Annotated in this window: 20 protein-coding genes; 3 read left to right on the forward strand and 17 right to left on the reverse strand. The window is 48.2% G+C overall.

Going from position 1 to position 26,406, the window contains the following annotated elements; genetic code table 11:
• The first annotated feature begins 29 nt into the window (after positions 1-29).
• A complete protein-coding gene (locus SBL51_RS10135) occupies positions 30-1,388 on the forward strand; it encodes an MFS transporter (protein ID WP_317930813.1) in 1,359 nt (452 codons plus the stop codon).
• Between the two features lie 140 nt (positions 1,389-1,528).
• Here the strand turns inward: SBL51_RS10135 and SBL51_RS10140 are convergent, their stop codons facing one another.
• The 5 genes from SBL51_RS10140 to SBL51_RS10160 form a co-directional block, all read right to left on the reverse strand.
• Positions 1,529-2,926, reverse strand: coding sequence for an aromatic ring-hydroxylating dioxygenase subunit alpha (locus tag SBL51_RS10140; protein ID WP_317930814.1), 1,398 nt, complete (start codon positions 2,924-2,926; stop codon positions 1,529-1,531).
• A gap of 79 nt (positions 2,927-3,005) precedes the next feature.
• Positions 3,006-4,538: a class I adenylate-forming enzyme family protein gene (locus tag SBL51_RS10145; RefSeq protein ID WP_317930816.1), complete on the reverse strand. Its 1,533-nt coding sequence runs from the start codon at positions 4,536-4,538 to the stop codon at positions 3,006-3,008.
• Positions 4,539-4,675: 137 nt separating this feature from the next.
• Positions 4,676-7,081, reverse strand: a complete 2,406-nt coding sequence (locus SBL51_RS10150; protein ID WP_317930817.1) for a TonB-dependent receptor — start codon at positions 7,079-7,081, stop codon at positions 4,676-4,678.
• 890 nt (positions 7,082-7,971) lie between these two features.
• On the reverse strand, positions 7,972-9,021 hold the full coding sequence (locus SBL51_RS10155; RefSeq protein WP_317930818.1) for an acyl-CoA dehydrogenase family protein: 1,050 nt from the start codon (positions 9,019-9,021) through the stop codon (positions 7,972-7,974).
• A gap of 12 nt (positions 9,022-9,033) precedes the next feature.
• The gene (locus SBL51_RS10160) at positions 9,034-10,200 is read right to left on the reverse strand and encodes an acyl-CoA dehydrogenase family protein (protein ID WP_317930819.1); all 1,167 of its coding nucleotides are present in this window, start codon (positions 10,198-10,200) and stop codon (positions 9,034-9,036) included.
• 637 nt (positions 10,201-10,837) lie between these two features.
• On the opposite strand from SBL51_RS10160, the gene SBL51_RS10165 reads away from it, so the two are divergent.
• Positions 10,838-12,325, forward strand: a complete 1,488-nt coding sequence (locus tag SBL51_RS10165; RefSeq protein ID WP_317930820.1) for an NAD(P)/FAD-dependent oxidoreductase — start codon at positions 10,838-10,840, stop codon at positions 12,323-12,325.
• Positions 12,326-12,428: 103 nt separating this feature from the next.
• Here SBL51_RS10165 and SBL51_RS10170 read toward each other — a convergent pair whose 3' ends face one another.
• Positions 12,429-13,373 carry an alpha/beta hydrolase gene (locus SBL51_RS10170; protein ID WP_317930821.1) on the reverse strand — a complete coding sequence of 315 codons (945 nt, stop codon included), beginning with the start codon at positions 13,371-13,373 and terminating at the stop codon, positions 12,429-12,431.
• A 346-nt stretch (positions 13,374-13,719) separates the two neighbouring features.
• On the opposite strand from SBL51_RS10170, the gene SBL51_RS10175 reads away from it, so the two are divergent.
• Positions 13,720-14,040, forward strand: coding sequence for a 2Fe-2S iron-sulfur cluster-binding protein (locus SBL51_RS10175; protein WP_317930822.1), 321 nt, complete (start codon positions 13,720-13,722; stop codon positions 14,038-14,040).
• Positions 14,041-14,176: 136 nt separating this feature from the next.
• Here SBL51_RS10175 and SBL51_RS10180 read toward each other — a convergent pair whose 3' ends face one another.
• From SBL51_RS10180 to SBL51_RS10230, 11 genes are all read right to left on the reverse strand, one after another.
• Complete coding sequence (locus tag SBL51_RS10180; protein WP_317930823.1) at positions 14,177-14,998, reverse strand: enoyl-CoA hydratase; 822 nt, start codon at positions 14,996-14,998, stop codon at positions 14,177-14,179.
• 70 nt (positions 14,999-15,068) lie between these two features.
• Entirely contained in the window at positions 15,069-16,367 is a 1,299-nt protein-coding gene (locus SBL51_RS10185; protein WP_317930824.1) for an amidohydrolase family protein, read from the reverse strand.
• A gap of 63 nt (positions 16,368-16,430) precedes the next feature.
• Positions 16,431-17,627, reverse strand: coding sequence for a cytochrome P450 (locus SBL51_RS10190; RefSeq protein ID WP_317930825.1), 1,197 nt, complete (start codon positions 17,625-17,627; stop codon positions 16,431-16,433).
• A 122-nt stretch (positions 17,628-17,749) separates the two neighbouring features.
• On the reverse strand, positions 17,750-18,487 hold the full coding sequence (locus SBL51_RS10195) for an SDR family NAD(P)-dependent oxidoreductase (RefSeq protein WP_317930826.1): 738 nt from the start codon (positions 18,485-18,487) through the stop codon (positions 17,750-17,752).
• A gap of 60 nt (positions 18,488-18,547) precedes the next feature.
• Positions 18,548-18,949 carry a nuclear transport factor 2 family protein gene (locus SBL51_RS10200; protein ID WP_317930827.1) on the reverse strand — a complete coding sequence of 134 codons (402 nt, stop codon included), beginning with the start codon at positions 18,947-18,949 and terminating at the stop codon, positions 18,548-18,550.
• Complete coding sequence (locus SBL51_RS10205; protein WP_317930828.1) at positions 18,942-20,624, reverse strand: AMP-binding protein; 1,683 nt, start codon at positions 20,622-20,624, stop codon at positions 18,942-18,944. Before SBL51_RS10205 ends, SBL51_RS10200 begins: the two co-directional genes overlap by 8 nt.
• Before the next feature lie 27 nt (positions 20,625-20,651).
• Positions 20,652-21,830 (reverse strand): acyl-CoA dehydrogenase family protein, encoded by a 1,179-nt coding sequence (locus tag SBL51_RS10210; protein ID WP_317930829.1) that lies wholly within the window; start codon positions 21,828-21,830, stop codon positions 20,652-20,654.
• A gap of 20 nt (positions 21,831-21,850) precedes the next feature.
• Positions 21,851-22,819 carry an acyl-CoA dehydrogenase gene (locus SBL51_RS10215; RefSeq protein WP_317930830.1) on the reverse strand — a complete coding sequence of 323 codons (969 nt, stop codon included), beginning with the start codon at positions 22,817-22,819 and terminating at the stop codon, positions 21,851-21,853.
• 120 nt (positions 22,820-22,939) lie between these two features.
• The gene (locus tag SBL51_RS10220; RefSeq protein ID WP_317930831.1) at positions 22,940-23,320 is read right to left on the reverse strand and encodes a nuclear transport factor 2 family protein; all 381 of its coding nucleotides are present in this window, start codon (positions 23,318-23,320) and stop codon (positions 22,940-22,942) included.
• Positions 23,321-23,353: 33 nt separating this feature from the next.
• On the reverse strand, positions 23,354-25,294 hold the full coding sequence (locus SBL51_RS10225) for a flavin-containing monooxygenase (RefSeq protein ID WP_317930832.1): 1,941 nt from the start codon (positions 25,292-25,294) through the stop codon (positions 23,354-23,356).
• A gap of 44 nt (positions 25,295-25,338) precedes the next feature.
• Complete coding sequence (locus SBL51_RS10230) at positions 25,339-26,376, reverse strand: cyclase family protein (protein ID WP_317930833.1); 1,038 nt, start codon at positions 26,374-26,376, stop codon at positions 25,339-25,341.
• Positions 26,377-26,406 lie beyond the last annotated feature (30 nt).

Raw genomic sequence — 26,406 nt, forward strand, 5'->3', positions numbered from 1 at the left:
ATCAATAATAACAACACATCAAACAGGCCATGCTCGACAAAAAAATTGTTCTCCCACCCACCACCTTAAACCGAACAACCACTGAGCCAGACAGCTATGCCTACTATGTGCTCGGTGTGCTCTTTATTGTTTACGTATTCAACTTTATCGATCGTCAGGCAATGTCGGTATTTATTGGTCCAATTAAAGAAGAATTTGGTGCGAGTGATACCGCTATGGGGCTACTTGTCGGGTTTGCCTTTGCATTTCTATATACTTTTGCCGGGATACCCATTGCCCGATGGGCCGACCAAGGTAATAGGCGAAACATTATCGCTATAGGCCTGGCACTTTGGAGTACCATGACCATAGCCACGGGCCTCGCCAAAACATTTACCCATTTGGTGATTGCACGGGTGGGGGTAGGCATTGGTGAAGCAGCCGGAACACCCCCTGCACACTCAATAATCGCAGACTATTTTCCGGTAAAACGGCGCGCTACCGCGCTAGCGATATACTCCACCGGAGTATTCGCAGGTTCTGCCATTGCCTACCTGGGTGGTGGTTATCTACGTGAGAATTTCGACTGGCAGGTCGCTTTTTTTATCCTGGGAGCGCCCGGTTTGCTATTCGTACTGATATTACGCTTTACCGTAAAAGAACCGGAAAGGGGTGCAGCGGAAGCGAGATTGGTCACCCGGCAGGCAGATAAATCAGAAAACACATCTCTATTGCGTACTCTGAGCTACCTGGTCAGCTCCCCTTCCTGGGTGTGCCTTATGTTAGGAGCTTCTTGTCTGTCGATAATTGGTTATGGAATTCTGATGTGGGGATACGAATTTTACAGTCGCATTCATGGCCTTTCGCCGGCAACCGTCGGCAAATGGATGGCTCTGATTGTTGGTCTGGGTGGGTGTGGGGGCACGCTACTGGGTGGCTTGATGGCTGATAAACTGTGGCTGAAAAGACCATCACATGCGCTCTATTTTCCCGGTCTACTCACATTATTGGGCATGCCCTTTGGCATTGCTTGCCTACTGGTTAAATCGGCAGAACTATCCTTAGTGCTGCTATTCCCTTTCTATATCCTACTGTGTGTCTACATTCCACCTATGTACAGCGCCAACCAGAATTTAGCAAAATTGCACATGCGAGCCACCGCCTCTGCGGTTTGTCTATTTCTGATTAATATTTTTGGCGCTGGCACTGGCCCATTTATCGTTGGCGCATTGAGTGACTTCTTTGCTAACAGCCATGGCACAGATGGATTGCGATACGCGCTCATAGTCACCGTGGTTATCGGCGTGGTCGGCTGCACACTATTAATGCTAACCAGTCGATGGTTGTCTGATGACTTATCAAAAGTGACGAAACAGGAGCATTCAGACACCAGCACCGCCACAGTTTAGCGAGCACCTTGTAAATTTATCTATCGAACTATCTACAGCTATAGCCAGTAACCAACAAACTCTTTTCGATAAAGAAAAAATGCTCCCCGTAGGGGAGCTAACACCACAATAAAGACTATAAAACGGCTAATTTTCGAGCCCTAAAAACCAATGTCCAGAATAGTTTCGTCAAACCCGCTATTTACCACTGCCGATGCCTTCGCCAGCCTATCTCTATCCAAACCCGCCAAATAGCCATCAATCAAGCGCTGATAATTACTGATCATTCCCTCTCCAGGCAGACCATCGCCGCCTTTACCAATACGCATATATTGCAAATTGTGCAGCCCTTTTTGCTGTAATGGCAGGTTGGAATAGTCTTGCCTGGGGATTTCTGGAAATTCAGCTGAATGATAGGGCAGCATTGTTGGCTCAGAAGGAGGTTCCCTCTCGTCGCCTTCAGGAGGTATAACTAGAGACCAAATCTCGAACAAGCAGGTCTCGGCAGTCAGTGGTCGGATACGGTATGAAGACATGGCTGCGAAGGTCGGCAATAGAAAGAAGTGGGGAAACATGAATTCAACTGCATTGAATTCAACCTCTTGAATGACTTTCAACAAATCAAAAATGGGAACGCCGCGCTCCTTGGCATCTCTTGCAACTTCGGCATAGGCCGTACCATAGAGCAACTGGAAAGCGAGATCAGGATCATCAGGCACTTGTATATCTTTTAGCTTCTCAATGACAGCCATTTCAGTCTTGTGCACCATACCGTCCATACCCTCATTCAATAAAGCAAGGAATTCAACGGTTTTTATTACGACCTCTTGTGGCGCAAGATCCTCATTGACCACCCGACCATCGCCATCCGGGCCATAGGAACGACTACCTTTGTAGATCTTATCCAGCAGCTGTGGGTGGGTCTGCATCACGTGATACCCCTCCTGGAAGGCTTCAATGGCCAATTTCCAGTTGGTTGGTAATACGGTACCACACCACCAATCCACTCTGAGTTTATCAGCGTAACGAGCGTCCATACGTTCAGCGACTGGCCCTAAACACTCGCGCAAGGAAGGAGCATCATCATCGAAATTAATAAAGGCACAACCTGCCCAAAACTCAATACGCACGGGTGCGAGATCGATCTCTTCTTTTGCCAGTAGTTTTTCGGAAAAGATGTTGCGACCGAAAACAAAAGTACACTCACCCTCTGGCGCAAATCGCCAACCATGAAAGGGGCAAATAAAACCTGCTTCGGCAACGCTGCCAGGGCCGTGGACTAAGCGAACACCCCGATGGCGGCAAGCATTGTGATAGGCCTTAACACCGTTTTCGCTGTTTACTAAAATGACGGATTTATCCAATATTTCGTAAACTGTATAGTCGCCCTGATCAGGGATCTCCTCTAGTCGGCATGCCATCTGCCAGACATGCGGCCATAGCTTCTCCTGTTCGGCTTTAAAAAACTCCTCACGGTAGTAGCGTTCGGTAGGAATCAATTCCGGATTATCGATGCGAAAAGGGACTTGATTAAGACTATTTGCCATTTCATCGGTCATAATTTATCGCTCTCTAATCACACTTTTAAGGTAGCAGTCATAACAACACCGCCCATGGAGTTATAGTCTGGCGGTATTGTCAGCTCAGGCGCTCAGCCATCATCTTTTCAATTTCTCTTCGAGAAACCTTGTTACTGGGTAGCATGGGAACGTCATCGCGGGTAATTTGTAGATAACGCTTAGGCACTTTAAAACTCGACAGCCTACTGCTAAGTTGCGCTTTTATTACTTCAAAGTTCAACTCGACCCCGTCGTCGGCAACCACGGCCGCCACCACCAACTGCCCCTTTTCCCGGTCCGGTATACCCACAACGTAAGCAGATTGGATATCAGGCAACTGCTGCATTTCCATCTCTATCTCTGCTGGAGACACATTCGTATTGGTGGTTTTAATAAGATCCCCGTTACGACCCACAAAGTGAACTCTTTGGCCATCCGGTTGCCCTAGGTCGCCGGTGTGATAGAAGCCATCTGCAGTAAAGTAGTCCTCTCTCAACATCTTATGTAGGCCAGGCGTGAGTGCATAACCTCTAACCTGGATCTCACCAACTTCACCCTCGGCAACCGGATTATCATTGCTATCAGCAACGCGCACCTCAAAGCCTTCCGCGATATGGTCCAAGGGCGGGCAAAGAGGAAAACCTTCAACTCGCAGCGAATCGGCATAGCTATATGGGCCCAGTGTTTCGGTCATACCCAACGCCCAGATAGTATTTGCCTTTGGCAGCAGCGCTAAGTCCTCCTTGGCGAGCACACTACCCATAGCCATACGACTATTGGTTGCGGTACTTTCAGTACACTCTGTGGTGGCTCCCATCTCAAGATTAGGCAGCAGAAACATCATCAATCCGCCAACCCAAAACAGGGGCATCGGTAAGCTGGATGAGCCACCCGGCACTACGGAGAGCTTGGAACGTAAGTAGTGGGTTCTGGCCATCGTTGGACCATGACAATGTTTCACCCCCTTGGGCATCGCCATGGAGCCGGATGTGTAGATCTCCATCAATTGGTCAGTAGGATGGACCTCTTGTTCCATTGCCGATATAAGGCTGGGATTAATCTCTACAGCGGCATTTAATAGCCAGCTCATAGGATGAATTGCAGCATGAGGTTGATCACCATCGGAAACAACCCATCGCAAGAATGGTACCTCTTGCATCTGAAGCTGTGTCGACGGAGGAGAATTTAACTCCGGTAAAGCTTCGCAAACTCGAGCGATATAATTCTTGCCCAAGAATTGGCTCTGGATGATCAACCCGATAACATCGGACTGACGAATCACTCGTACCAACTCCTGAGCTTTAATAAAAGTACTGATGGGCACAGCTATAGCGCCGATGCGGCTGATTGCAGCGAAAAGCAGCGCGAACATGGGGCCATTGCCAAAGATAAATCCCACCCGGGACCCTTTACCAATTCCGCGTGCAACCAGACCTCTGGCTATTTCCTCGGAATGGGATTGCAACTCTTTGAATGTGAGCGATTGGTTACCACGCTCAGTGGTAAGTGTGATTGCCGGTCTATCGCCAAATGCCAATGCTGATGATCGGATTAATTGTGGCAATGTCGTCGCCGCTGTAGGCTGCAAAGATTCCTTTATGTTTGAATCCATCAACTATTCCTCATGCATACCGGTAGTGGAGCTAAAGCATATGCCCTATAAATAAAGCTGCAGTTTTCACAAACTGCAGCTTTGTCAACATGCGAGAGAACACCCGTTACGCCACACCAACAGACAATCAAACAGAATTAAAAGTCAATAGTTAAATCGACTCCGTAGGAGCGCTCCTCATAAAAGGTTCCGCTGACCAAAGCGCCAAAATTCGTAATGAATTGCAAACCGTCTTCATCGGTTAGGTTACGCCCCCAGATTGCCACTTCGGCCGTTAACGAGCCACCTAATGGAATGCTGGAAAGTGCTGCTCGCGCATTAACCATGGTGGTCTCTGGCGAGAACTCTGCGACACCAAAGGGCGTATTTGCTGCACGCCCTGGGTTAGAATCCAAGCGTTGTTTGTCACTCCAAGTAACGTTAACACCAGCATTAATGAACGCATCTGCAAATAGTGGCTGCGATTTATAACCTAAGGACAAATTAACAGAAGTTTCTGGAGAGATTGTAGGTTCAAAGGAAGAGTTGGGGAAAATATCGCCGCCAACAGTGCTAAATACCAGATCAGTGACTTCGTTATATTTTACATCCTGATAGCCTGCGGTCACTCCCAAGGTAAGGCTCGAGCTTATTTTACCGGTCACCTCAAGCTCGAGCCCTTGTGCTTGCAGCTCACCGCCTTCCACAATCAGCACGCCAAGGTTTTCAGCTCCGGCCACATTTTGGGCTCCTTGAGAAGTTTGTAGGTTGTCATAAGTAACATGAAACAGTGCCAAGTTTGACCGAATACGCCCACCCATCAAATTAGACTTAACACCCAACTCATAGGAGTTAGCCTCTTCCGGAGCAAAATCGAAACCCGCGACAGAACCACCGGATACAAAAGCCGTAGAGTTTTTAGCGTATATAAAAATATCGTCATTGAGGAAGTAGTTCACGCCAATTAGGTAACTGACATTGTCATCGCTATAGTCGAAGCTTTGTGTTGTCTCACTACCAACCAGACCGGAAACGAAATCACCGGATTTTTCATCTTTGGTATAACGTAAGCCTCCGACCAGATCGATCTGGTTGGTAATATGGAATTCAGTTTGGGAATAAACAGCATAGGATTTCGCATCGTTATAGGAGATACCCTGCGCTGATTGCGGTACAGCACCATCCTCAAAAAACGCAAAAAACAAGGTATTGGCGCTTCCTACCGGGCTACCGGAGCGATCTTCAGATTCGTAATAGAGCAATCCTGCCGTCACGCGTGCGATTTCAGAATCATAGTTGATTTGTATCTCATCACTAAGTTGGTCACCATCTGCATAGGGTTGCGAACAGGCATAACAAAAGCGATCGTCCGGATCTAAGGGCTGACCAGACGGCCCTGGAATAAAGGCGCCAATAAAGCCAACTTCCCAGCCACTGGTACCGGTGATATCCGCGGGCTGTATCAATTCAGTTTTCCGGTAGGCCAACGTGTTTTTCAAGGTTAAAGAGCTGTCGAACTGATACTCTGCAATCAGTGAGTGTCCTTCAACAGTCTGATCCCTAACAGCGGAAAAGGCGTTATTAACCGCCTTCGGTCGAGTTGTTTTAGTGTTCTGCAATTTGTCCGCATTGATTGCCGCTAGAACAGAGATCAGTGGCGCGCCGGCTCCAGCCCCCTCCGGATAGAGGTCGGTAACTATCGCATTGCCACGAGGGGTGCCATTGTCGGTGGAATAATCGTACTTATATGAAACTCTAAATTTATCATTAGGCTCATACAACGCTGAGAAAAACCAGCTTTCGTTGTCTACCGCACCCAATGTTTCCGGTGAGGTAGTGGTACCAAGCCCTATGGCTGTACGATCGGTAATAGCACCTGCACCCAGGTTTTCGATATCACCATCGCGCTCTTCATGGGCATAGGTGAGGTAAGCACTAAAGCCATTCCACTCAGGGGTATCAACCGTGGTGGAGTAATCCAGCCGATCCCGGCTGCCACTGCTAACCTTCTGTCGTATCGCAAATTCACCATGAGGATCACGGGTTCTAACGCTAATCGCACCGCCAGTCGCATTACGGCCGAACAGAGTTCCTTGAGGCCCGCGCAAAACTTCCAACTGCTGAATATCTGGCAGGCTAAAAATCGACCCCCGTGGTGAGCCAATATAAACACCATCAAGATAGATAGAGATCTGTTTGTCTGACCCTGCGACAACACCATAGCTAGTAATACCACGCATATTAAATGCGGGCGTATTAGTACCACCCACAGCCGGCCTTACGGTAGTGTTAGGAGCTAGGCCTGAGAGATCGTTCACGTTAACTACTTTGTTAACCGCTAGCGTCTCTTGAGTTAAAGCGGTTACCGCGACCGGAACTTCTTGGATGTCTTGTGTTCTTTTTTGAGCGGTTACAATAATTTCCTCTAGGATGAGATTACTATTTGTTGCAGAAGAGCTATCGCTTTGAGCAAATACCGGTGGAGCAACGGCAAAGGCAGCAGCGATTGCCGAGCTCAACAGTGTACGAACATTCGGAGTGTGCATTATTTTATTTTTATTCATAATCTCATACCTAAATAATATTACCGGCGATTCAAATTATTATTCCGGAAAGGCGTTTTTAGAATACCACCAAACAGTTGATTTACGTGTACAACCGTAAAACCGTCACCTGAAACCAAGCTTCAAATAAGAAAGTACCACTGGCTTTCGATACCGCTTCCTATTTCCGCTTTATCAACTACATGTCACTACAGTAACCAGATAGTCTCTACTTGCTCTAGTTTCGCGCTCGCTCGACACACACTGTACTAGCGTTAGCGTTGCACAATGCATTGCAGCTCCCCACTGGCCGTAACGGAGTAGAACCACCAGAGAATTTTATTTATGTTAATTTTTCTGAATCTTTTTGGATCATAGCTTTATTTTTTTTAGATTGGCTACGCTACTTGCTTGCAGTGAAAAGCCTGTAGGTGCTACGCGTCGAAATCGCTCACGTAAGGTTCACTCTTCTCACAGCGATCAGCTGGGGCTGAAGGCTATCTTTGATTATTAAATCGCTGGATATCCACCTCTATAAGAATTCAGAGGCCAGTTTTTATTCTTTTAATCATCTTTTGTGCCGGGCACCAAGCACCATGAAGACCGTTTACATCCCGCCTAGTTGGCTGCTGCACGCACTGTTTATTTCCCCTGAGCCGAGTGCACCTATCTCTACTATTGCCCTAAAGCCAGCTAAATAGGGAATTTTACACCCGCCCTGCCCGAAGCTATGTGGACCTGTCATCCTGCTGATGGCGCCACCCAACCCCACAAAAGTAACTATTTGTCAGTTAATGTGAAGCTTACCACTTATATACATTATGTAAAGGGCCAACCAGAAGGAAAAACCTCAATTAATTGAACAGAAGTTAGTTTTTGTAAATCTATGAAAAGCATGATTAGCCCTTCAATCACTCACCCAATGTCGCTCCCGCTCCAATAGCGTTTTCCTCGTCAAAGAGATATTGTGCTACTTGCGCTTTGTGATATGCCGCATCACCCCAGCTGCCCGCCAAGGCCCAAGCCTTTTTCATAAAAATGTGCAAATCGACCTCCCAGGTGTAGCCCATAGCGCCATGCACCTGAATACTATTTTTAGCCGCCAGAAGTGCCGCTTCACATGCCGAAAGTTTCGCATGGGAGACAGCCAAAAACGCGTTATCCAAACACCGATCCAACGCATAGGCCGCGCGGTGAAGGGGCGCTTTAGCGTATTCCAATTCGACTGCAATATTGGCTAGATGGTGTTTGACCGCTTGAAAACTCCCGATTGCTTGACCAAACTGCTGCCGTTCACTGGTATAGGCTACGGAAATATCTAGCATACGCTGACACAAACCGAGTGCCTGGGCAGCAGCCGCCAATGCTCCGTGGTTTAACAAGATTTGGGCACATCGACGAGCGTCGTCACCAGTCACCACGGGCGTTACTCCGGACTTTAGAGCGACCTGAAATAGCCTTCTGGAAGGGTCCACAGATTCGTTGGCGACTATCGAAAATTGATCGGGCGTCAGTGCATAGACCCCGTCAGATTTTGCGAGCAACAGTAGATCGGCTATGTGTGCATCTTCTACCAACAGGTTTAGCTCATGCCCGGCAACTACCTTGGCTGCGCCGCTTGCTAACTTAGGTAGCCAGGTAGCGGCCAACGAGCCACCCAGCTGTTGCAGGGTTGGCGCAGCAACCATGGTGCTATTGACCAAAGGCTCGGGCAATGCGACATAGCCGCACTCCACCGCCAGGAGCACAAAATCGAGCACCCCCAGCCCAAGACCATCAAACTCTTCCGGTACACACACTCCGGTTAAACCCAGATCCGCCATCTGTTGCCAAAGTACCTGATCACGTCCGGTTTCAGATTGCCAGCAGTGTCGAATCTTCTCAGGGGTAACTTCGTTTACCAAAAAGTCTCGTGCAGATTCTTGAAACAACAGTTGATCTTCAGAGAAAGTGAAATCCATAGCTGGCCTCCCCTAGCGCCGCGGCATACCAAGCATACGCTCGGCGATAATGTTGCGTTGTATTTCGTTACTACCCGCGTAGATAGGACCAGACTGAGAAAAGAGGAAATCATCCAGCCAGGTACCGACACCCTTGGCCTGGGGAGCATGAGGTAGTAGCTCGGCCCGCGCGCCAAGAATGCTCATCGCCGTTGAGCAGATATCTTGATCCAACTCCGACCAAAATATCTTATTGGTGGAGGACTCAGCACCGATCTTGCCCCCCTTATTGAGGCGACAAGCTGTTTGGTAGGTGGTAAGACAGTAACTTTCCGCTCTAAGGTAGGCACTCATAACCGACTCTTTAACTGCCGGATCATGATCGGCCGATGCTCTATTTTCACGATAAAGTTCCACCAGTCGGCGGGCGGCCTCCTGAAATCTAGCGGGAGCACGTAACATCAATCCACGCTCGAAACCGGCGGTTGCCATGGCCACAGACCAACCTGCGCCCTCCTCTCCCAATCGATTTACTACAGGCACCTCGACATCATCGAAGAAGATCTCCGCAAAGCCGGGTAAACCATCCAATTGGGGAATGGGACGCACAGTAATACCGGGAGCGTTTAACGGCACTAAGATGAATGTCAGCCCATGATGGCGGCTGGAGTTGGGCTCGGTACGAAATATGCCAAAGCACCAATCGGCCCATACGGCGCGCGTCGACCAAATTTTCTGGCCATTGATCACATATTTGTCTCCTCGCCGATCCGCCCGGGTTCGAATAGCAGCCATATCGGATCCCGCATTCGGCTCAGACCAGGCTTGCGCCCACACCTCTTCACCGCTGGCCATTTTCGGCAAAATACGCGCTTTCTGTTGCTCGGAACCGAATTCCATAAGGGTAGGCCCTAGTAAACAGATACCATTCATATTCACCCGCTTGGGCGCACCTGCTCGATAATACTCTTCCTCAAAGATCAACCACTCCACCAGGTCACAGCCACGGCCACCTAACTCTTCTGGCCAAGTAACCATAGTCCATCGGCCATCAAAGAGGCGTGCCTCCCACTCGCGGTGCCGCTGAAAACCAACTTCAGTATCGTAAGATGGCAAAGGCTCAGCGGGTACATTAGCAGTAAGCCAAGTTCTAATTTCCTCTCGGAATGCCTGTTGTTTTTTAGAGTATGTTAAATCCACGATCGGGAGCCCTACCGTTCACACTTAGTTTTGGCACAGAAGGCACCAAACTCTGATACCGACTGGCAATAGAAAGATTCGGGGTGGCAAATTATTAGTACCACCCAGATGACCTAATCACGTTAATTATGTTGGTTGGCTATACCAATGTGCACAGCCAAGTATCTCGAGCAGCGTTTATGCCTCAGCGCTTACACTTATGTTTACACTTCCCACTCAACTCTACGGACTTTACTTTTGAACCTGAGTACATGCCATCTAATCGCTTTTCGCTATATGCCTGCTCTAGCACCGTGTTATTGAGTCGTAGCTGCTCGTCAGCTAGCTTATAGCCAGGAAAGTCAAACAATCTGTCGATCAAGTGTAACCAACCCTCCCGATCCGACGCAACAATAATTGACACTTTGTTAATTATGAGGATAATACCCTTACGAAAAAACACTATTTACTAAATCAAAAAATAGGTAATTTGGCCTTATTCAGAATCGCATCATTTTTTAGCGCCAGCGGTTCAGCAGTCGACTTAATAGAAAACCTTAGCTTCGATAACACTCGGCGGAGTGTATACACGATGCTTCCCGGCCAAAGTCGTCGAAAAATAAAAACAGACAATCACATGTTATGTCCGGAGGTCTGCATGACAGCCCAGCCCAAACAGCCCCAGAATTTGAGATATATAATCATCGGTGCCGGTATGGCCGGAATATTGGCAGGTATTCGCCTGCTGGAGCGAGGTGAAACTGACTTTGTCATCTATGAAAAGGGCAGTACTGTCGGTGGTACTTGGCGAGAGAACACTTATCCTGGGGTCGCCTGCGATACGCCCGCACACTCTTACTCCTACTCCTTTGCATTCAATCCTGATTGGAGCGCTTTTTATGCCCCTGGCCCAGAAATACAAGACTATTTCGAACGTATGACCGATAAATTCGGGGTCAGGGAGTTCATTCGTTTTAATACAGAAATTGCTCGATGTAGCTACCAGGACGGTCGCTGGCGGGTCACCACTCAAGATGGCCAGGTAGATGAGGCCGATGTGCTCGTCGCAGCCACTGGTGTTTTGCACCACCCCAATACACCCGATATTCCTGGCCTAACCGATTTTACCGGAGCGAGCTTTCATAGCGCTCGCTGGCGACACGATATCGACTACAGCAAACAGCGCGTCGGTGTTATCGGTAATGGTTCCACGGGAATACAAATCGTTGCGGCCATGTCTGGCCAGGTGCCAAAGCTTGTCCATTTTCAGCGTTCACCCCAATGGATCATGCCCTGCCCGGATACCAAATACAGTGATGAAGATCGCCAGGCTTTCCGGCAGGATCCCGACAAAATTGAGGATGTGCGTAGCGGCCCAGAAGCCCAGGCGCGTAGAGGACGGTTTTTAGCAGCGATTATTGACTCGAACTCACCTGAACTCACCGAGATTCAGTCAATCGTCGAACAAAATTTAAATGAAACTATTAAAGATCCAGAGCTGAAAGCAAAATTAACTCCCAATTATCGAGCAGCCTGCAAAAGACTGGTGTTTTCACCTAACTATTACCAAAAAGTACAGCACCCGTCCGTCTCCGTTGAAATTGCTGGCATTGAAAGGGTTGAAGAAAACGGAGTGCGGTTGAAGGATGGCACCTTCCATGAATTGGATGTTCTCGTTTTGGCGACCGGCTTCAAGGTAGATGCCTTCGTTCGCCCAATGACCATTACCGGTATCGACGGAATTGACCTCAATGACGTTTGGGCGGAGCATCCAAAAGCATACTACGCGGTCACCGTGCCAAAATTCCCCAATTTTTTTATGCTGAATGGCCCTACCGGCCCAGTCGGAAATTTCTCGCTAATCGATATTGCTGAACGCCAATGGAATTACGGTGATCAATTGGTTGATCTATTACGCAATGGTCAGTGTAAAGCTTTCGCCCCTACCGAGGCTGCTTTAGAGGAGTACGAAATGCAACGCACAGAGGCCGCGAAGAAAACCGTGTTTGCCTCCGGCTGTAAGAGCTGGTACCTCGATGCTAAAGGCGTGCCTCAGGTGTGGCCTTGGCCCTACGAAACCTTTATGGAAGTTATGGCCAAACCCAACCTTGACCACTATGAATTAACGCCAATGGCTAACGGATAACGCCGCCATCAAAGTGTTGAGATAATAGATGCATAGACAAAAAAGCGGGGTGTCTACCCCGCTTTTTTTGACTATCAAGCTCGAATCAGCTAACTCTCACACACTATACAGCCGACTCGACCCTCTGACAGACCCACTCACAAGCCTGATTTAATGCTTCATCTGCACTGGGAATATTCGCGACCATACTTAAATAGCCATGTAGCACACCTGGATCGCAGCGAGTTTGCACAGGCACACCAGCTGCCGCCAATTTTTGAGCATAAGCCAAACCTTCGTCTCGTAGTGGGTCTAGACCAGCAACAATAATTAATGCCGAGGGCAAGCCCACCAAATCGTCTAGCTGCAGCGGCGAAACCAATGGACTTTTCCTGTCGACATCGCTTGGGCAGTAATGATTCCAAAACCAGCGCATATCAGCTTCGGAAAGTAGGTAATTACAGCCACCCAATTCACGATAAGATTCCGTTGTAAAATCGCAATCGGTAACAGGATAGGCAAGTAATTGACCCGCTAAAAATGATTTCCCGCTATCCCTCAATTGTATTGCTGCTGCCGCTGCAAGATTGCCGCCGGCACTTTCACCCACCACTACCACCGGCAAACCACGCTCAGCAACCGATTGCAGCACTGTAATAACATCCTCTAGGGAAGAAGGAAACGGATTCTCTGGTGCCAGGCAGTAGTCAACATTTATCACTTCACATTGAGTACCTGCGGCCAAACGGCGGCAAGTGGCGTCCCCGGTATCCAAATCACCAATCACCCACCCACCGGCGTGGAGATAGACGCATATGCCCATAATTTCCGTAGACGGTCGATAGCTTCTAGCGGCAACAGAACGCTGACCAGATTTAAAAGATATATCGCTAACCTCTTCCAATAACGGGAGATCCTTAGCCGGAGGGGCCGCCGCCAAGCTGGATTTAAGCATCTCTCTCGCTGCATCGGGTGAGACCTGGTGATAGTAGGGCCTATCAAGCTCTGCATAAGCCTCTAAAATTGCTCTGTAGTAGGGGTGCATATCGTGAATGATATTAGCTGCCATAACGCGATCCTGTTAGCGGGTTATTATAATTACTGTGAGTCAACGAAGGTGACTGCACACCTCTTCTCCGTATACTTATCTATAACTCCAACGTCGACCAATATTAACTATGTACGGAACCGATTAATCGTTAAATGGGAGGAGCTCTAACAATAAACACCGAACTGTTCACTTTTACTGTCTTGATAGTATAATCATTAATTACTGACGATTAGTCATTTTTTGTGTTTAAGATTGAGGTTATGGCACCAGTTATAATCACACTTACTTAACTATTCGCCAATAGACAAAACGCCCTTTAGATGTGAATGAGCCACGTAATAATAGCCAAAATAAGAGGTTAACAATGGTAACGGTTAAATTTGTCCAGCCAGATGGAAGTGACACAGTAATTGAGGTACCCGTAGGGACGACGATTATGCGTGCAGCTCTCGACAATGGTGTAGAGGGAATTCAGGGGGACTGTGGCGGCGCCTGCAGCTGCGCAACTTGCCACTGCTACATTGACCCAGAGTTCTTTGACAAGCTACCTAGCGCTGAAGATACCGAAATCTCTATGATCGAATTTGCGGTTGAGCCAAGAGAAACCAGCCGCCTTGGTTGTCAAATAGAACTCACGGAAGCGCTGGATGGCATAGTCGTGCATCTTCCGGAGTCACAATACTAATCAAATTTATGCTCCTAAGCCCTTAGGTTTTCAGGGCTTGGAGCGTAATCCACAATCACTATCTAGCCAACTCAATCTCCAGCCATATCTAGGCGCCTGGAGCTAGATGAACAGCTTACCGAGCTCGTCTTTAGCTTTATTGATTATTCTTTTTTAGCTTACTCACATCGCGAGTGAGTACGGCGGTCTCCCCTTTTGATAGGGCAATACATTGCGCATGCTGAAATTCATGAATATCAAAAACCGCCTGTAGAGCAGCAGGTTGGCCCATGGTATCCACCGTTTGATTAACGGCCCGCTTAGCCATAATCAACGAGAAGAGATCCTGCTCCGCAATTTTATTAGCCATTGCCAAAGAAAACTCCGCCAGCTCTTCAACAGCCACCACCTCGTTAACCATGCCATATTGCATGGCATCACGGGCGGTTATCTTCTCGGCGGTGAACAACATTTGTTTCGCTTTACGTGGACCGAGTTCCCAGGTATGCCCGTGATACTCAACACCGGCGATACCCATCATAATGGTCGGATCACTAAACCAGGCGTTCTCAGCGGCAATAATAAGATCGCATGGCCAACACAGCATTAATCCTGCAGCAATACAGGCCCCTTGAACGGCTGCGATCGACGGCTTAGGGTTATTTCGCCAGCGACGACTGTATTCAAAATAGTGTGACTGCTCCCACAGATACTGCCCCAAAATGCCTTTATTGGCGTAGTCGAAGCTACTAAAAACGTCCTTTTTGTCTTCCGGCACCGACAAATCGTGCCCTGCGGAAAAATTCTTGCCATTGGCGCGGAGCAAGATTACTTTTACATCCTGATCCTTGGCGGCTTTATCCCAATAGCTATCGAGAAGATCCAAAAACTCAGGGCTTTGAGCGTTATGTACTTCTGGTCTGTTTAACGTGATAAGCGCAACATGATTTTGCACTTCATAAAGTATCATTTCGCTCATGTAAAACTCCTCATTACTTGTGTATTGCTCGGTACCATATATGACTGATTTATCTAAGTTCGCAAGTAAATTACTTTTGGGTTTGGGCCATGGAAGCGAACATTCTCTGTACATCACCCGAGGTGATCACCTTATTGCTATCCCCTGGTTTGAGCCCAGGCGTCGCTTTGACCTGAATATCTACGTGCTTCGCTTGCGCGCGCAGTGCGCCAACCGTGCAGTTTTCCCGCCCTAAAAGAGAGATAGGGTCGAAACTATATTCTCGCATAACATTCTCATGAGTAACCTTATTAATAACCCGCTCAGGAAGTTCTTTAACGGACTGCCACAACCGCTCGGGAACTTCTGGCCATAGGCAATCGGAGTGCGGATAGTCACACTCGTAAGCAATGATATCTTCGCCTATATCCTGATAATTCTTCAGACCAAAGTTGTCTTCGATAAAACAACAGAGGAAATGTTCTCTAAACACCTGGGAGGGTGTCTTACCTTCCCACTTTACATTGGTCCAAATATGTTGGGTATTGGTAAATTCCGCTCGCTCCAAGAAATAGGGAATCCAGCCAATGCTACCTTCTGAAAGGGCTATTTTTAAGTTGGGGTAACGCAAGAGCGCAGCCAGGTGCAACCAGTCGGCTGCGGCATTGGCTATCGAGATTGGCATTGCTGTGATCCAGGCATTCATCGGTGACATATCCGATGGGTGGGGTGGCTCCGAGCCGGTACCAATATGACAATTCACCACCACTCGGTTGTCATTGCAGGCCTGCCAGAGAGGCTCCCACATAGGGTCGTGAACAGAGGCAAAACCTTTCTTTGCGGGGTTATCGGGAAAGGTAATTGCGTGGCAGCCTTTTTTGGCAATACGCTTAACCTCTTCAGCGGCCAGCGCGCCATCCCATAAAGGCACCACAGACAAAGGAATTATTCGGCCGGGGTGAGCCACAGACCACTCATCAATCTGCCAATCATTATAAGCCTGAATCATACGCAGGCTGAGTGTTCGGTCCGGATTACGACTAAAAATACTGCCGTCCATACCACACAAAGTCGGAAAACAGAGGCTGCTTAATATACCGTTGACATTCATGTCGTCGATACGGGCATTGATATCGTAATTGGCAGGTCGAATTTCGGCATAGCTCTGGGGCTCCATGCCATACTCCTCTTTGGGGCGGCCTACTACCGCGTTCAACCCCACATTTGGCAATACGATATCACCGAATACCCAAAAATCCTTACCACTGACATTTTTCAGCTGAGGAGCCTTTGACTTAAGTTCATCGGGTAAATGGTTATCAAACAGGTTACCCGGCTCACTGACATGGTCATCGACACTGATAATAATTAAATCTTCTAATTTATCCACGCAACGCTCCCAGTTATTCTATCTATTCTGTGAAGGAGCTTGGCTTTACGTAAAGCCAAACCATTACTTTGTAATAATTACAGGCACTTCTGAATATCCTCTTACTGTACTGGTCCGCGTACGCTTTAATTTATCTTCCACCACTTCCCAATCGCCGAGACGTTTCATCACCTCTTCAAGCGCTACCTTAGACTCCAGGCGTGCCAACGAAGCACCTAGACAAGTGTGAGTCCCGTAGCCGAATGTCACATGACGTTTAGGAGCACGTTCAATATCAAACACCTCTGGATTATCCCATTGGCGATCATCACGGGTAGCCGCTGCGGTTAGCAGGGCAATATTCTCTCCAGCTTTAATTGTCACACCGTGTATTTCCACATCCTTAACCACCCTTCGAAATTGAATTGGTGAAGGGGGTTCATAGCGCAACAGTTCTTCGATTGCCCGAGGAATCAATTGAGGATTATCGCGGAGTTTCTGTCGCTGATCGGGATGCCTGGCGAACAACACACCTGCGTTACTCAACAGGCGGGCGACAGTTTCATTACCCGCCGCCGCCAATAACAACATGAACTCCATACTTTCACGTTCACTGAAGGGACGGGTAGTTCCGTCTGTTTCGGTAATTTCTGCGTGAGCGAGTTCAGTTAAGAAATCATTTTTTGGATTCGCTTTTCGATCAGCTAAAATATTTTGAAAATATTCAGCCGTTTTACCCATCGCAGCAAAGCACTCCTCAGTGAAACCGCCGTTCTCATCGCGAGATAGCGAATCGTCTGCCCACTGGTTTATTTGGCGACGATCCTCGGGCGGTATACCTAAAACCACACTGATAACTTCCATGGGAATCCAACGACCGAAATCCTGTACGAAATCGAATTCGCTTTTATCCTCTAGCGGCTCCAGGTAACTAACGACTATATCGCGTATCTCTTGTTCCAAGCCCGCAACGAAGGCTGGCGTGAACCGTTTAGCAACCACGGTTCGCAGCTGATCATGATAAGGTGGATCGTTGTTGATCATAAGACAAGTATTACCAGGCTTCTCGTCCATCAGCTCTAACACTGTCCCCCAAGCTGAGCTGAAGGTTTCCCAGTCCATCGACGCCTTGAGCACATCCTCATAGCGACTCAACACCCAATAGTTATATTTTTCGTTGTACCAAATCGGCGCTTCATCTCTTAGGCGTCGCCAGATCTCATAGGGGTTATCGTCTATTTCATAACTGTATTGATCGTAGTATAAATCCTGCACCGACATAGAAGGTCTCCGTTCCTCTCGCGAGTAGCGCCGAGAGTATTTAATTATTAATTTTAAAAAGGCTCTGCCTATCAGGTATGATAATTACCGGCAAGCGGTTACATCACCAATTGAAGCAATTATTAGATACTGACACCGCAATCAATCAAGTTATCAGTGCCCGTAGTGGCGTCCGACTCATCCGACGCCAAATAGACCATGAGTGATGAGACTTGATCCCGGGTCACAAACCTTTTAAGGGGTATCGATTGCTTTATCTGTTCCATAAACTCTGGATCTGAGCGACCACTGAACAGACCTGTCTCATCCACGGCACCAGGCAAAATGGAGTTCACTCGAATATTGTGTGGTGCTAACTCCATAGCCATATGTTTGGTCAAACCGCGAATAGCCCACTTCGAACAACCGTAAATACTGTAGTTGGTCCAACCTCGATATCCAACTTGCGAAGAAACATTGATAATAGAGCCCTTGCCGCGCTCGATCATCAATGGACTAATTGTACGAATACCCAGCCAACAGCCAGCAACATTAACGTCCAACACTTTGCGCAGCGTTTCTACACTTTCACTTTGGATATCACCTTTAGTGAGAATACCGGCATTATTAATCAGTATATCGACGCCGCCAAAATGTTCTTTCGCTACTTTGGCCGCATTCTGCCACTGCGCTTCGTTGGCAATATCCTGTGCAAAAAATAGCGCTCGATCGCCCAACTCCTCAGCAAGTTTCCGCCCCGCCTGCTCGGCGATATCGGTCATAAACAGAAAACCACCTTCGCTAATTACACGACGAGCATGGGACTCTCCCATACCATTTGCAGCCCCAGTTAGGAATACAACCTTATCTTTTAATCTCATTATTGTTCTTCGTTGTGTATAGATTTAAGTTTGGAAATTGTTCTCTATATTGTTAAAAATTTACAAATAGGGCATATTGACCCGCATCTCTGCGATTGACCAACGCTCATCCTGCTTAACCACCTGGAAACGATATTCCACGAATATCGCCAGCTCCGCTGGTTTCTTAGCCCAATCCGAAACCAACCCGTAACCACGGGCAACCGCCTGCTCATTATTGGATTCTGGCTCAAGGTAGATGTTGGTAATTGAGTGACGGTATTCATATACACCGTCTTTCAGAGTCTGCGCTTTATCGACAAAAGCCTGACGCCCCTCAATCAGAATATCAGGCCCGACCAATTTACCACCTTCTATAAATAGCTCAGACCACTCTTTACCACGATAGTTATCAACATGGTGAGAGTATTCTGCTAACAATTCATATATTGCCAACCGGTTTTCTAGAGTTATATTAGTCATGTGAAACTCTGGTTAATTTCTCTGCGATCTCTTTAGCTTCGATTCTGAGCACATCTTTACGTACTTTACCCGATGGCACTCTCGGTAGGTCGTCAACTATCTCCAACCACTCTGGGAATTTCTGTTTTGCCAGGCCAGCACCATTCAAAAAGGAAACCATCTCTTCACGGGAAAAATACTCGCCCTTGTTAAGAATCACAAACGCACATCCCATCTCTCCGGTAGCAGCACTGGGCATGGCGACTATAGCAACCTCGGCAACAGCAGGGTGTTCCATCAACAGATCTTCCACCTCTTTAGGGCTGATATTTTCACCTGAACGGATAATAATATCTTTCTTGCGACCGGTTATGGTGAGGTAGTTACCATCCCGCCACTGCCCCAAATCACCCATATCAAAGAAGTCTGCCTGATCAAAAGCACCGATATTATTTTCAGTATCCAAATAACCGACAAATTGTTCAGGGCCAAAAGCGAATATTTCACCTTCAACTCCATCTTCAGTAATCTCGTTACCTTCGGAATCAATCAACTTCACCTGCATTGGGGGCTTAACAATGCCATCGGTCTCGGCCCCGTAATCGGCCAAAAATTTATTATCGATCCCCAACGTAACGGTCATCATTTCGGTAGAACCGTAGGCGCGGAAAAAAAGGCAATTAGGGAACTCTTCCGACACCCGTTTAATTAATTCCGGTGAAACCGAAGTACCACCACAAAAAAAAGTTCTCAAGCTTGCCAGTGCTGCCCTATCGTCCGTGGTGGCTGCCAGCAATTGCTGTAAAAAAGGTGTTGCGCCACCACTAATGGTACAACCATGACTGCGAATAGCATTAATACCATCGACAACATTCCAGATATCCAATAGCACCGCAGAGGCACCAGAGATCCAGGGAATATCAAACGCCCAGATTGCCCCGGTGATATGGGTAACCGGAGAGGGCATAAAGATAACGTCATTCGCTCCAACACCCCAAGCTTCAACCATTTGCCGAGCTTTATAGCCAAAGCCATAGTGGGTCTGAATGACCCCTTTGGCTTTACCTGTAGTACCCGAGGTGAACATCACTAAAAAGGCGTTAGCCGGGTTAATTTTCGGCAACAGTGACACAGGCTCTGACGTTACTACATCCAACCACGTCGTCTGAGGTAAGCTGAGCTCAGTATCTATCTCACCTCGTACAACAACCACTTTTTTGAGTTCACTCAGTTCTGGGGCTACCGCTGCGACCATTTTAGGATAGTCACACTTGCGGAATTGCTCGGGTATAAACAGAAACTTGGCTTTAGTTGCAGCCAACATGTAGGAGAGTTCTGTCTCCCGGTAGATAGGTGGAATAGGATTGATGACTAAACCCAGCATTCTTGCTGCCAGCGCGATAATTGCCGACTCAGCCCAGTTGGGTAGCTGAAAAGCCACCACATCTCCGGGCTTTGCGCCCTGTGAACTAAAATAGCCTGCCAGACACAGAGCGCTGTTGTAGATTTCAGCTCGAGAGTAAGGTCTCTCACCTTCAATGAGTAATATCTTTTCGGGATCAGTTTGCGTTTGTCGAAGTGCTATATCCGCTAACGTCTCATCTCGCCAATAGCCCTCAGCCAGCCATTTTTCGGCGTAGCTTTCGGACCAACGAATTGGAAAACCGCCAAGGTCCCGACGAATTGTCCAGCTCATTGTAACTCCAATCGATTGTTCATGAATTTAGCGCGCTCTGGGTAGCAGCAGCAGTTGATCGGCAATGATCTCTCGCTGAATTTCCGATGTACCACCAGCAATGGTGTAGACCCAGCTCCATAAATATTCGTAGGTCCATGGGTGGTTGTTGCGGTCATCATCGTACTCCATAAACTCCCAACCCAAAATTTCAGCAACCAGATGACTGAGCGCCTTCGAAGTACCCGTTACCATTAACTTCATCACGGAGCCCTTTGGGCCCGGCTTTCCGGTTTGTTGGATCTCGGCAATTTGGGCAAAAGTCATGGCACGCACTGCGAGGGTATCGGCTTTTATTAATGCCAGCCGCCCGGCGATGCTGCTGTCTTCTATGGCCAAAGTGCCATCTTCTAGGCGAGTTTTGGAGGCTAATGCTATCGCTTGATTAACGCGCTCATATAGAGCCAATTGATCGCCGATAAATCCCGTACCACGCTCAAACGACAAGGTGGACATAGCCGTCTGCCAACCTTTACCCAGTTCGCCGACCACGTTTGATAAGGGAATTTTTACATCATCATAAAAGGTTGTATTGACATGCTCATCACCCAGCATGGTTTTGATAGGCGATACGGTGATACCTGGCGTGCGCATATCGCAGATCACCCATGTTAACCCCTTGTGCCGCTCCGAGCCCGGTGTTGTGCGGATTAATAACTCCTGATAATCCGCATGCTGGCCATCGGTCGTCCAGGTTTTACTGCCATTCACAATCAGGTAATCGCCCTCTACCACACCTACGGCTTTCAACGAGGCGAGATCGGAGCCGGCATTCGGTTCAGAGAAGCCCTGACACCAAAGGTGTTGCCCCGATAATATTTTCTGCAGGTGAAATTTTTTCTGTTCTTCTGTACCGCAGGCGATGATTGTAGGACCCGCATGCATGAGCGCAACATAGGTGGTATTGATATAGTGCGGCGCTTGGGCGCGGGCACACTCCTCGTACCAGATCACCTGCTGAACTTCTGATAAGCCCAAACCGCCATACTCTTTTGGCCAGTTAACGCCAGCCCAACCGTGTTCATATAATTTTTGTTGCCAATCGCGATCGAATTGTGCTGATTCTTTGCCGTGCGCCGGACGCTTTTGAGTAGGAATATTACTAGCCAACCAACTGCGTGCATTCGCTCTAAATGCGTGGTCTTCTTCGGTATACTTAAGATCCATTTGCTACAACCCCACACACCTTAAAAATTGTCTACAGCCAACAAGCTGGCATAGAACCGCTTTGGGGTACCTAATAGTCGGCTTAACAGATTGGCTCGTTTTAACAACAGGTGAGCATCATGTTCATCAGTAACGCCGATGCCGCCATGCAGCTGAATATTGGTGTCAACATTCAAACGTACCGCCCGCTCAGCCAACAAACTGGCAGCATCAGCCAGCATAGCTGCCTCTGGGTGCTGCTCTTTTATGGCCGTGGCTGCGTAATAGAGTTGGCTGCGGGCCCCTTCTATACGCACCAACATATCAGAACAGGGGTGTCTTACCGCCTGGTAGGCTCCGATGGGCCGACCAAAGGTTTGTCGATCTTTGGCGTATTCAACAATCATATCCAAAGCGGATTGAGCCAATCCTATCTGCATGGCAGAGACCATAATTTGACCTTTTCGCCAAATACCCGCATCACTCACAGTCACCACTGCCTCAAGATCAGTCGCTTGAGCACAATGCATAGCCACCGAACGATCCAAACAGGGTACAGGTTTAAGCGCAACCCCCTCAAGCGAGTAGAGCGTCGCTGCAGTGGTCGAAATTTGCAATGCCAGTGAGCACTCTTGCGAACCCAGCAGTCGGATTGCACCGGCTTCAGATTCAACCAAAAGAGCGACACCAACCTCACCGCTCATCAATTTACCAGTAAGTTCAGCGTCACCGGCAGCGGCCTGTACAGCCAGCGTCTGCACTAGCACTTCGAGCGGGCCGGCCACCCGGCCATGTTCCAGAAAGAAGAGCATCTCTTCAACAATAGAGAGGCCAACACCGCCCAGATTTTCATCTGCGGTGAGTGAAAACCAACCCAGCTCAGCAAACGCGGCTAGCCGCTGTGGGTCTTGAGGAGAGGCGTGCAGCCTGCGCAGCGGAAACTCATTACTTAAGAAATCCTCGGCGGCGTCGGCTATTTCACGCTCATGAGAGTCGAGAGCCAAAAACATATTCTCGGTCCAATAAATTCTTTATGATCTATTTAGTTAACTATTATCAACACGCTGGTAGAACTATATACCCACAGAATAAGTGGTCAAAACTATACAACCCAGGTGTGAGTTGCAAGCTCATTTGGGAATCGCTGTTGGCTGATAGGCCACTAACTGCCAATCGCTGGACAACTCCTTGCTCCACACCGACAACGTCCAATTATCGATAGACCTGGGCTGCCCACCAACAGTAACCTCTGCGGTCAAACGCGATACCAACAGCGCGGTTGTACCTAGATCAACCACTCGATGATCACTGGTTTGCAATGTTTTGTAGACAATATTTCCCGAAGCCATTTTTTTTAACAGACTGGCTTTATCCTCGTAAGTGGCATTAGCGTGAGCAAATATCAAACGCTCAGATAGCAGCGCCCCCAGAGCATCAACATCGGCAGCCAGAAGCGCCTGTGTACGCGCCGCCTCTTTATCAATAATGGTTCTGGTTATAGCATCTGACATGCACTCACTCCTTATTCCACTCAATCAAGACCACTAACTTGCAACAAGACTCTTCTGTTGATAATCACCCAAATCTATATTGGCGGTGAAATTCCGGTACTCAGAGAGCGGCCATGGTGAATTCATGGTTACCCGACCGCCCTTATTCTTATACCAACTGGTGACACCGGGATGCGACCACACCAGCTGTTTATGCTCAGCGTCTACCTTGTCATTGTAGTTCTCAAAAGGCTCGCTCTTTACTTCCAATTCGTCGATACCTTGCTCAACCATTTCACGCAGAGCAGAACTGATGTAGCGCACTTGGCACTCGCTATGAAAGAAGGCACTACCGCCATGAGCAAGGTTGGTGTTTGGACCATACAGCACAAAAAAGTTTGGAAACTCAGGTACCGTAATACCCAGATACGCGCGCGGGTTATCTTCTCCCCAGCGATCGCGAATGGAAACCCCATCTCTACCTTTGATGTCCATCGGCCACAACATACGCGAAGCTTTAAAACCAGTCGCCAACACGATAACATCGGCAGCGTATTTTTTGCCGCCAGCGATTACGCCGTCTTCAACAATTTCGTCGACGTCACCAGCGTAAAGATCTACATTTGGACGGCTAAGCATCTTGTACCAATTGTTATCACGTAGCATACGCTTACCAAAGGGTGGATAATCGGGGATCACCTTCTCCAGAAGATCCGTGCGATCACCTAATTCCGATTTAGCGTAAGCGATTAACTCTTCACGCATTTTTGCATTTTCAGCATTCAGCGAGTGCGCAGAATCCTGCCAACTTGGGTCCATACGCAAAGTTGGATGAAAACCGTCAGAAGCGGCCCAGAACAATTGAAAACGAAACCAATCCATATAGTAAGGGATATTTTTAGTAGCCCAGGTTACCGCCTCTGAGACCTTTTCATGGTACATGGGGTGGCGAATCACCCAATGTTTCGACCGCTGAAAAATACTTAAATGGCTCACTTCATCAACAATGGCCGGCCCCACCTGGATGCCGGTAGCACCGGTTCCGATCATGGCAACCCGCTTACCCTTAAGATCAACACTGTGATCCCAACGCGCGGAGTGAAACTTAGGCCCCTTAAACGTGTCCAGCCCGGGAAAGTTTGGCACTGACGGGCGATTCAAAATTCCAACCGCGCTAATAAATATTTTGGCGTCGTAGCTTAGGCTCTTACCCGCTTTATCCATGGCAGATATCTGCCAGCGGCAGCGCTCTTCATTATATTCAGCGGTTTGTATCTCTTGGTTGAAATGAATATTTTCCCGAATACCAAATTCGTCGACAATACGATTGATGTACGCGTTTAATTGTGGCCCCTTGCTGAAATACTCTGGCCAATCCGGATTAGGCATTAACGAAAATGAGTAGAAATGGCAAGGGGTATCGACACCTATTCCTGGGTAAGTATTTTCATACCAAGTACCACCCACGGCATCGTTTTTCTCAATAATTACAAACGGAATACCAGCCTGTTTCAGCCGCACTCCCATTACAACGCCAGAAAAACCCGCGCCCGCAATAACTACAGGATATTTGTCAGTTTCGGCACTTGATACCGGCTTACGCCACTGCACTGCACGATAATCTTTACCGCCAAAGCAGGTCTCCTCATAAAAGATAGGCAGATATTTCTCCGGCACATCAGAGCCACAAGCAACATCGACCATCGCCTTTAACTCTTCGAGCGTTAACTCCTTATGCTCTGCATCGCCACTTTCAGCGAGTCGTTCGATTGCTACAACCACATCTGCACGAATCCGCTCTTGCAACGCCAAAGGAATAGCCTGTTGATAGTCCCAACCACCGGAAATATAGGGTCGAACTTCATCCAAATATTTTTTATCACCGGTGAGATGGATGTAACTCATCAGCAGTGGGACAATATGTGCACCTGCCACACCCTCTTTGAGCTTTACCGGATCAGCCGCGGCCTGTTGCAGTTGCTTTTTAATATCCATAACTATTACCTTTTGCTATTTCCTGCCATTAATAGTGGTTAAAGCTACACAGTAGCAATGGCAGTAACCGGTGACCCTACCGCGCCAGGCAATCTCAACGGAGGCGCAGTAAGTAGAAAGTAATTGCGTTTAGCCGACCTGAGCCAATCCGCCAACTCACTGAGGAAAAACAGTTCGCCGAGCGGCAAACCCAGTTTAAACAAACAATGTTCATGCAACGGAAAGTGAGAGCCACGACCATTCGGCGGCTTGGGTGTGGGCAGTATTTCCACAGCTTCGTTATCGGATACGAACGCCGCCACACCGGCATCGGTAATCCATTGCAAAAGACGCTCATCTGAGCCGTTTAATCCGGAACAATAATCATGCTGGATACCAACTGGGGGTTGTTTCTGATGCTTTAACAACTCCCGATCAAATCCAGTGCGCAAACAGACGATGTCGCCAGACTCAATCGCTATTTGATCCTGCTCCAGGATAGCCATTAAATCGTCGTAACCGACCGCTTTTCGAGCATTACCAAAGTGGGCATACAGATCCACCATAACGCCACGCCCCTGAATTGCGGCAGTCGCCAAACCATCGATGGCCAGCGGCCCTGCACCGTAAGGTGGCTCTAGCGCCTTATCACCGTGGAGATAATCTTTCGGACCGCGAACCTCTACCCCTGCCCGGTAGCCGTTATAGAAGACAACCTCATCTTCACCATCGTTATCGGCATCAAATAGAGCCCCCATATGGGCTAAGCTATCCCACTGCGTGGAGTATTGAGTCGACAGGGTTACTCGGTCATCACATACCACATCGGTCTGCCCTGGAACAACCCGCCCCATAGGGAAGCACATGGCAGGGTCGTCACCCCGCATCGAAAATGTCACATCTGGAGGGAAGCGACGCGGATTAAGCACACTACCGCCGGGGTAGTCGAGCGGAAGAGAGAGACAAAACCGACGCCCCTCCTTGACCTCTTGCACAGCCTTAAGCAGACAGTCAGGCGTTATAAGATTGAGGCGACCAATGGCATCGTCTTCGCCAAAATCTCCCCAATTTGAACCTTCCGGCCGATTAATCCATCGCTTCACATACATAACCAATTATTAGAATTATTTGTT

Origin of the sequence: Halioxenophilus sp. WMMB6 (assembly GCF_033283405.1) — a bacterium.
Lineage (GTDB): Bacteria > Pseudomonadota > Gammaproteobacteria > Pseudomonadales > Cellvibrionaceae > Halioxenophilus.

Bases quoted from the DNA above. Each gene is read 5' to 3' on its own strand.
- SBL51_RS10135 (WP_317930813.1), top strand. From the start codon at position 30: ATGCTCGACAAAAAAATTGTTCTCCCACCCACCACCTTAAACCGAACA.
- SBL51_RS10140 (WP_317930814.1), bottom strand. From the start codon at position 2,926: ATGACCGATGAAATGGCAAATAGTCTTAATCAAGTCCCTTTTCGCATC.
- SBL51_RS10145 (WP_317930816.1), bottom strand. From the start codon at position 4,538: ATGGATTCAAACATAAAGGAATCTTTGCAGCCTACAGCGGCGACGACA.
- SBL51_RS10150 (WP_317930817.1), bottom strand. From the start codon at position 7,081: ATGAATAAAAATAAAATAATGCACACTCCGAATGTTCGTACACTGTTG.
- SBL51_RS10155 (WP_317930818.1), bottom strand. From the start codon at position 9,021: ATGGATTTCACTTTCTCTGAAGATCAACTGTTGTTTCAAGAATCTGCA.
- SBL51_RS10165 (WP_317930820.1), top strand. From the start codon at position 10,838: ATGACAGCCCAGCCCAAACAGCCCCAGAATTTGAGATATATAATCATC.
- SBL51_RS10170 (WP_317930821.1), bottom strand. From the start codon at position 13,373: ATGGCAGCTAATATCATTCACGATATGCACCCCTACTACAGAGCAATT.
- SBL51_RS10175 (WP_317930822.1), top strand. From the start codon at position 13,720: ATGGTAACGGTTAAATTTGTCCAGCCAGATGGAAGTGACACAGTAATT.
- SBL51_RS10180 (WP_317930823.1), bottom strand. From the start codon at position 14,998: ATGAGCGAAATGATACTTTATGAAGTGCAAAATCATGTTGCGCTTATC.
- SBL51_RS10190 (WP_317930825.1), bottom strand. From the start codon at position 17,627: ATGTCGGTGCAGGATTTATACTACGATCAATACAGTTATGAAATAGAC.
- SBL51_RS10195 (WP_317930826.1), bottom strand. From the start codon at position 18,487: ATGAGATTAAAAGATAAGGTTGTATTCCTAACTGGGGCTGCAAATGGT.
- SBL51_RS10200 (WP_317930827.1), bottom strand. From the start codon at position 18,949: ATGACTAATATAACTCTAGAAAACCGGTTGGCAATATATGAATTGTTA.
- SBL51_RS10205 (WP_317930828.1), bottom strand. From the start codon at position 20,624: ATGAGCTGGACAATTCGTCGGGACCTTGGCGGTTTTCCAATTCGTTGG.
- SBL51_RS10210 (WP_317930829.1), bottom strand. From the start codon at position 21,830: ATGGATCTTAAGTATACCGAAGAAGACCACGCATTTAGAGCGAATGCA.
- SBL51_RS10215 (WP_317930830.1), bottom strand. From the start codon at position 22,819: ATGTTTTTGGCTCTCGACTCTCATGAGCGTGAAATAGCCGACGCCGCC.
- SBL51_RS10220 (WP_317930831.1), bottom strand. From the start codon at position 23,320: ATGTCAGATGCTATAACCAGAACCATTATTGATAAAGAGGCGGCGCGT.
- SBL51_RS10225 (WP_317930832.1), bottom strand. From the start codon at position 25,294: ATGGATATTAAAAAGCAACTGCAACAGGCCGCGGCTGATCCGGTAAAG.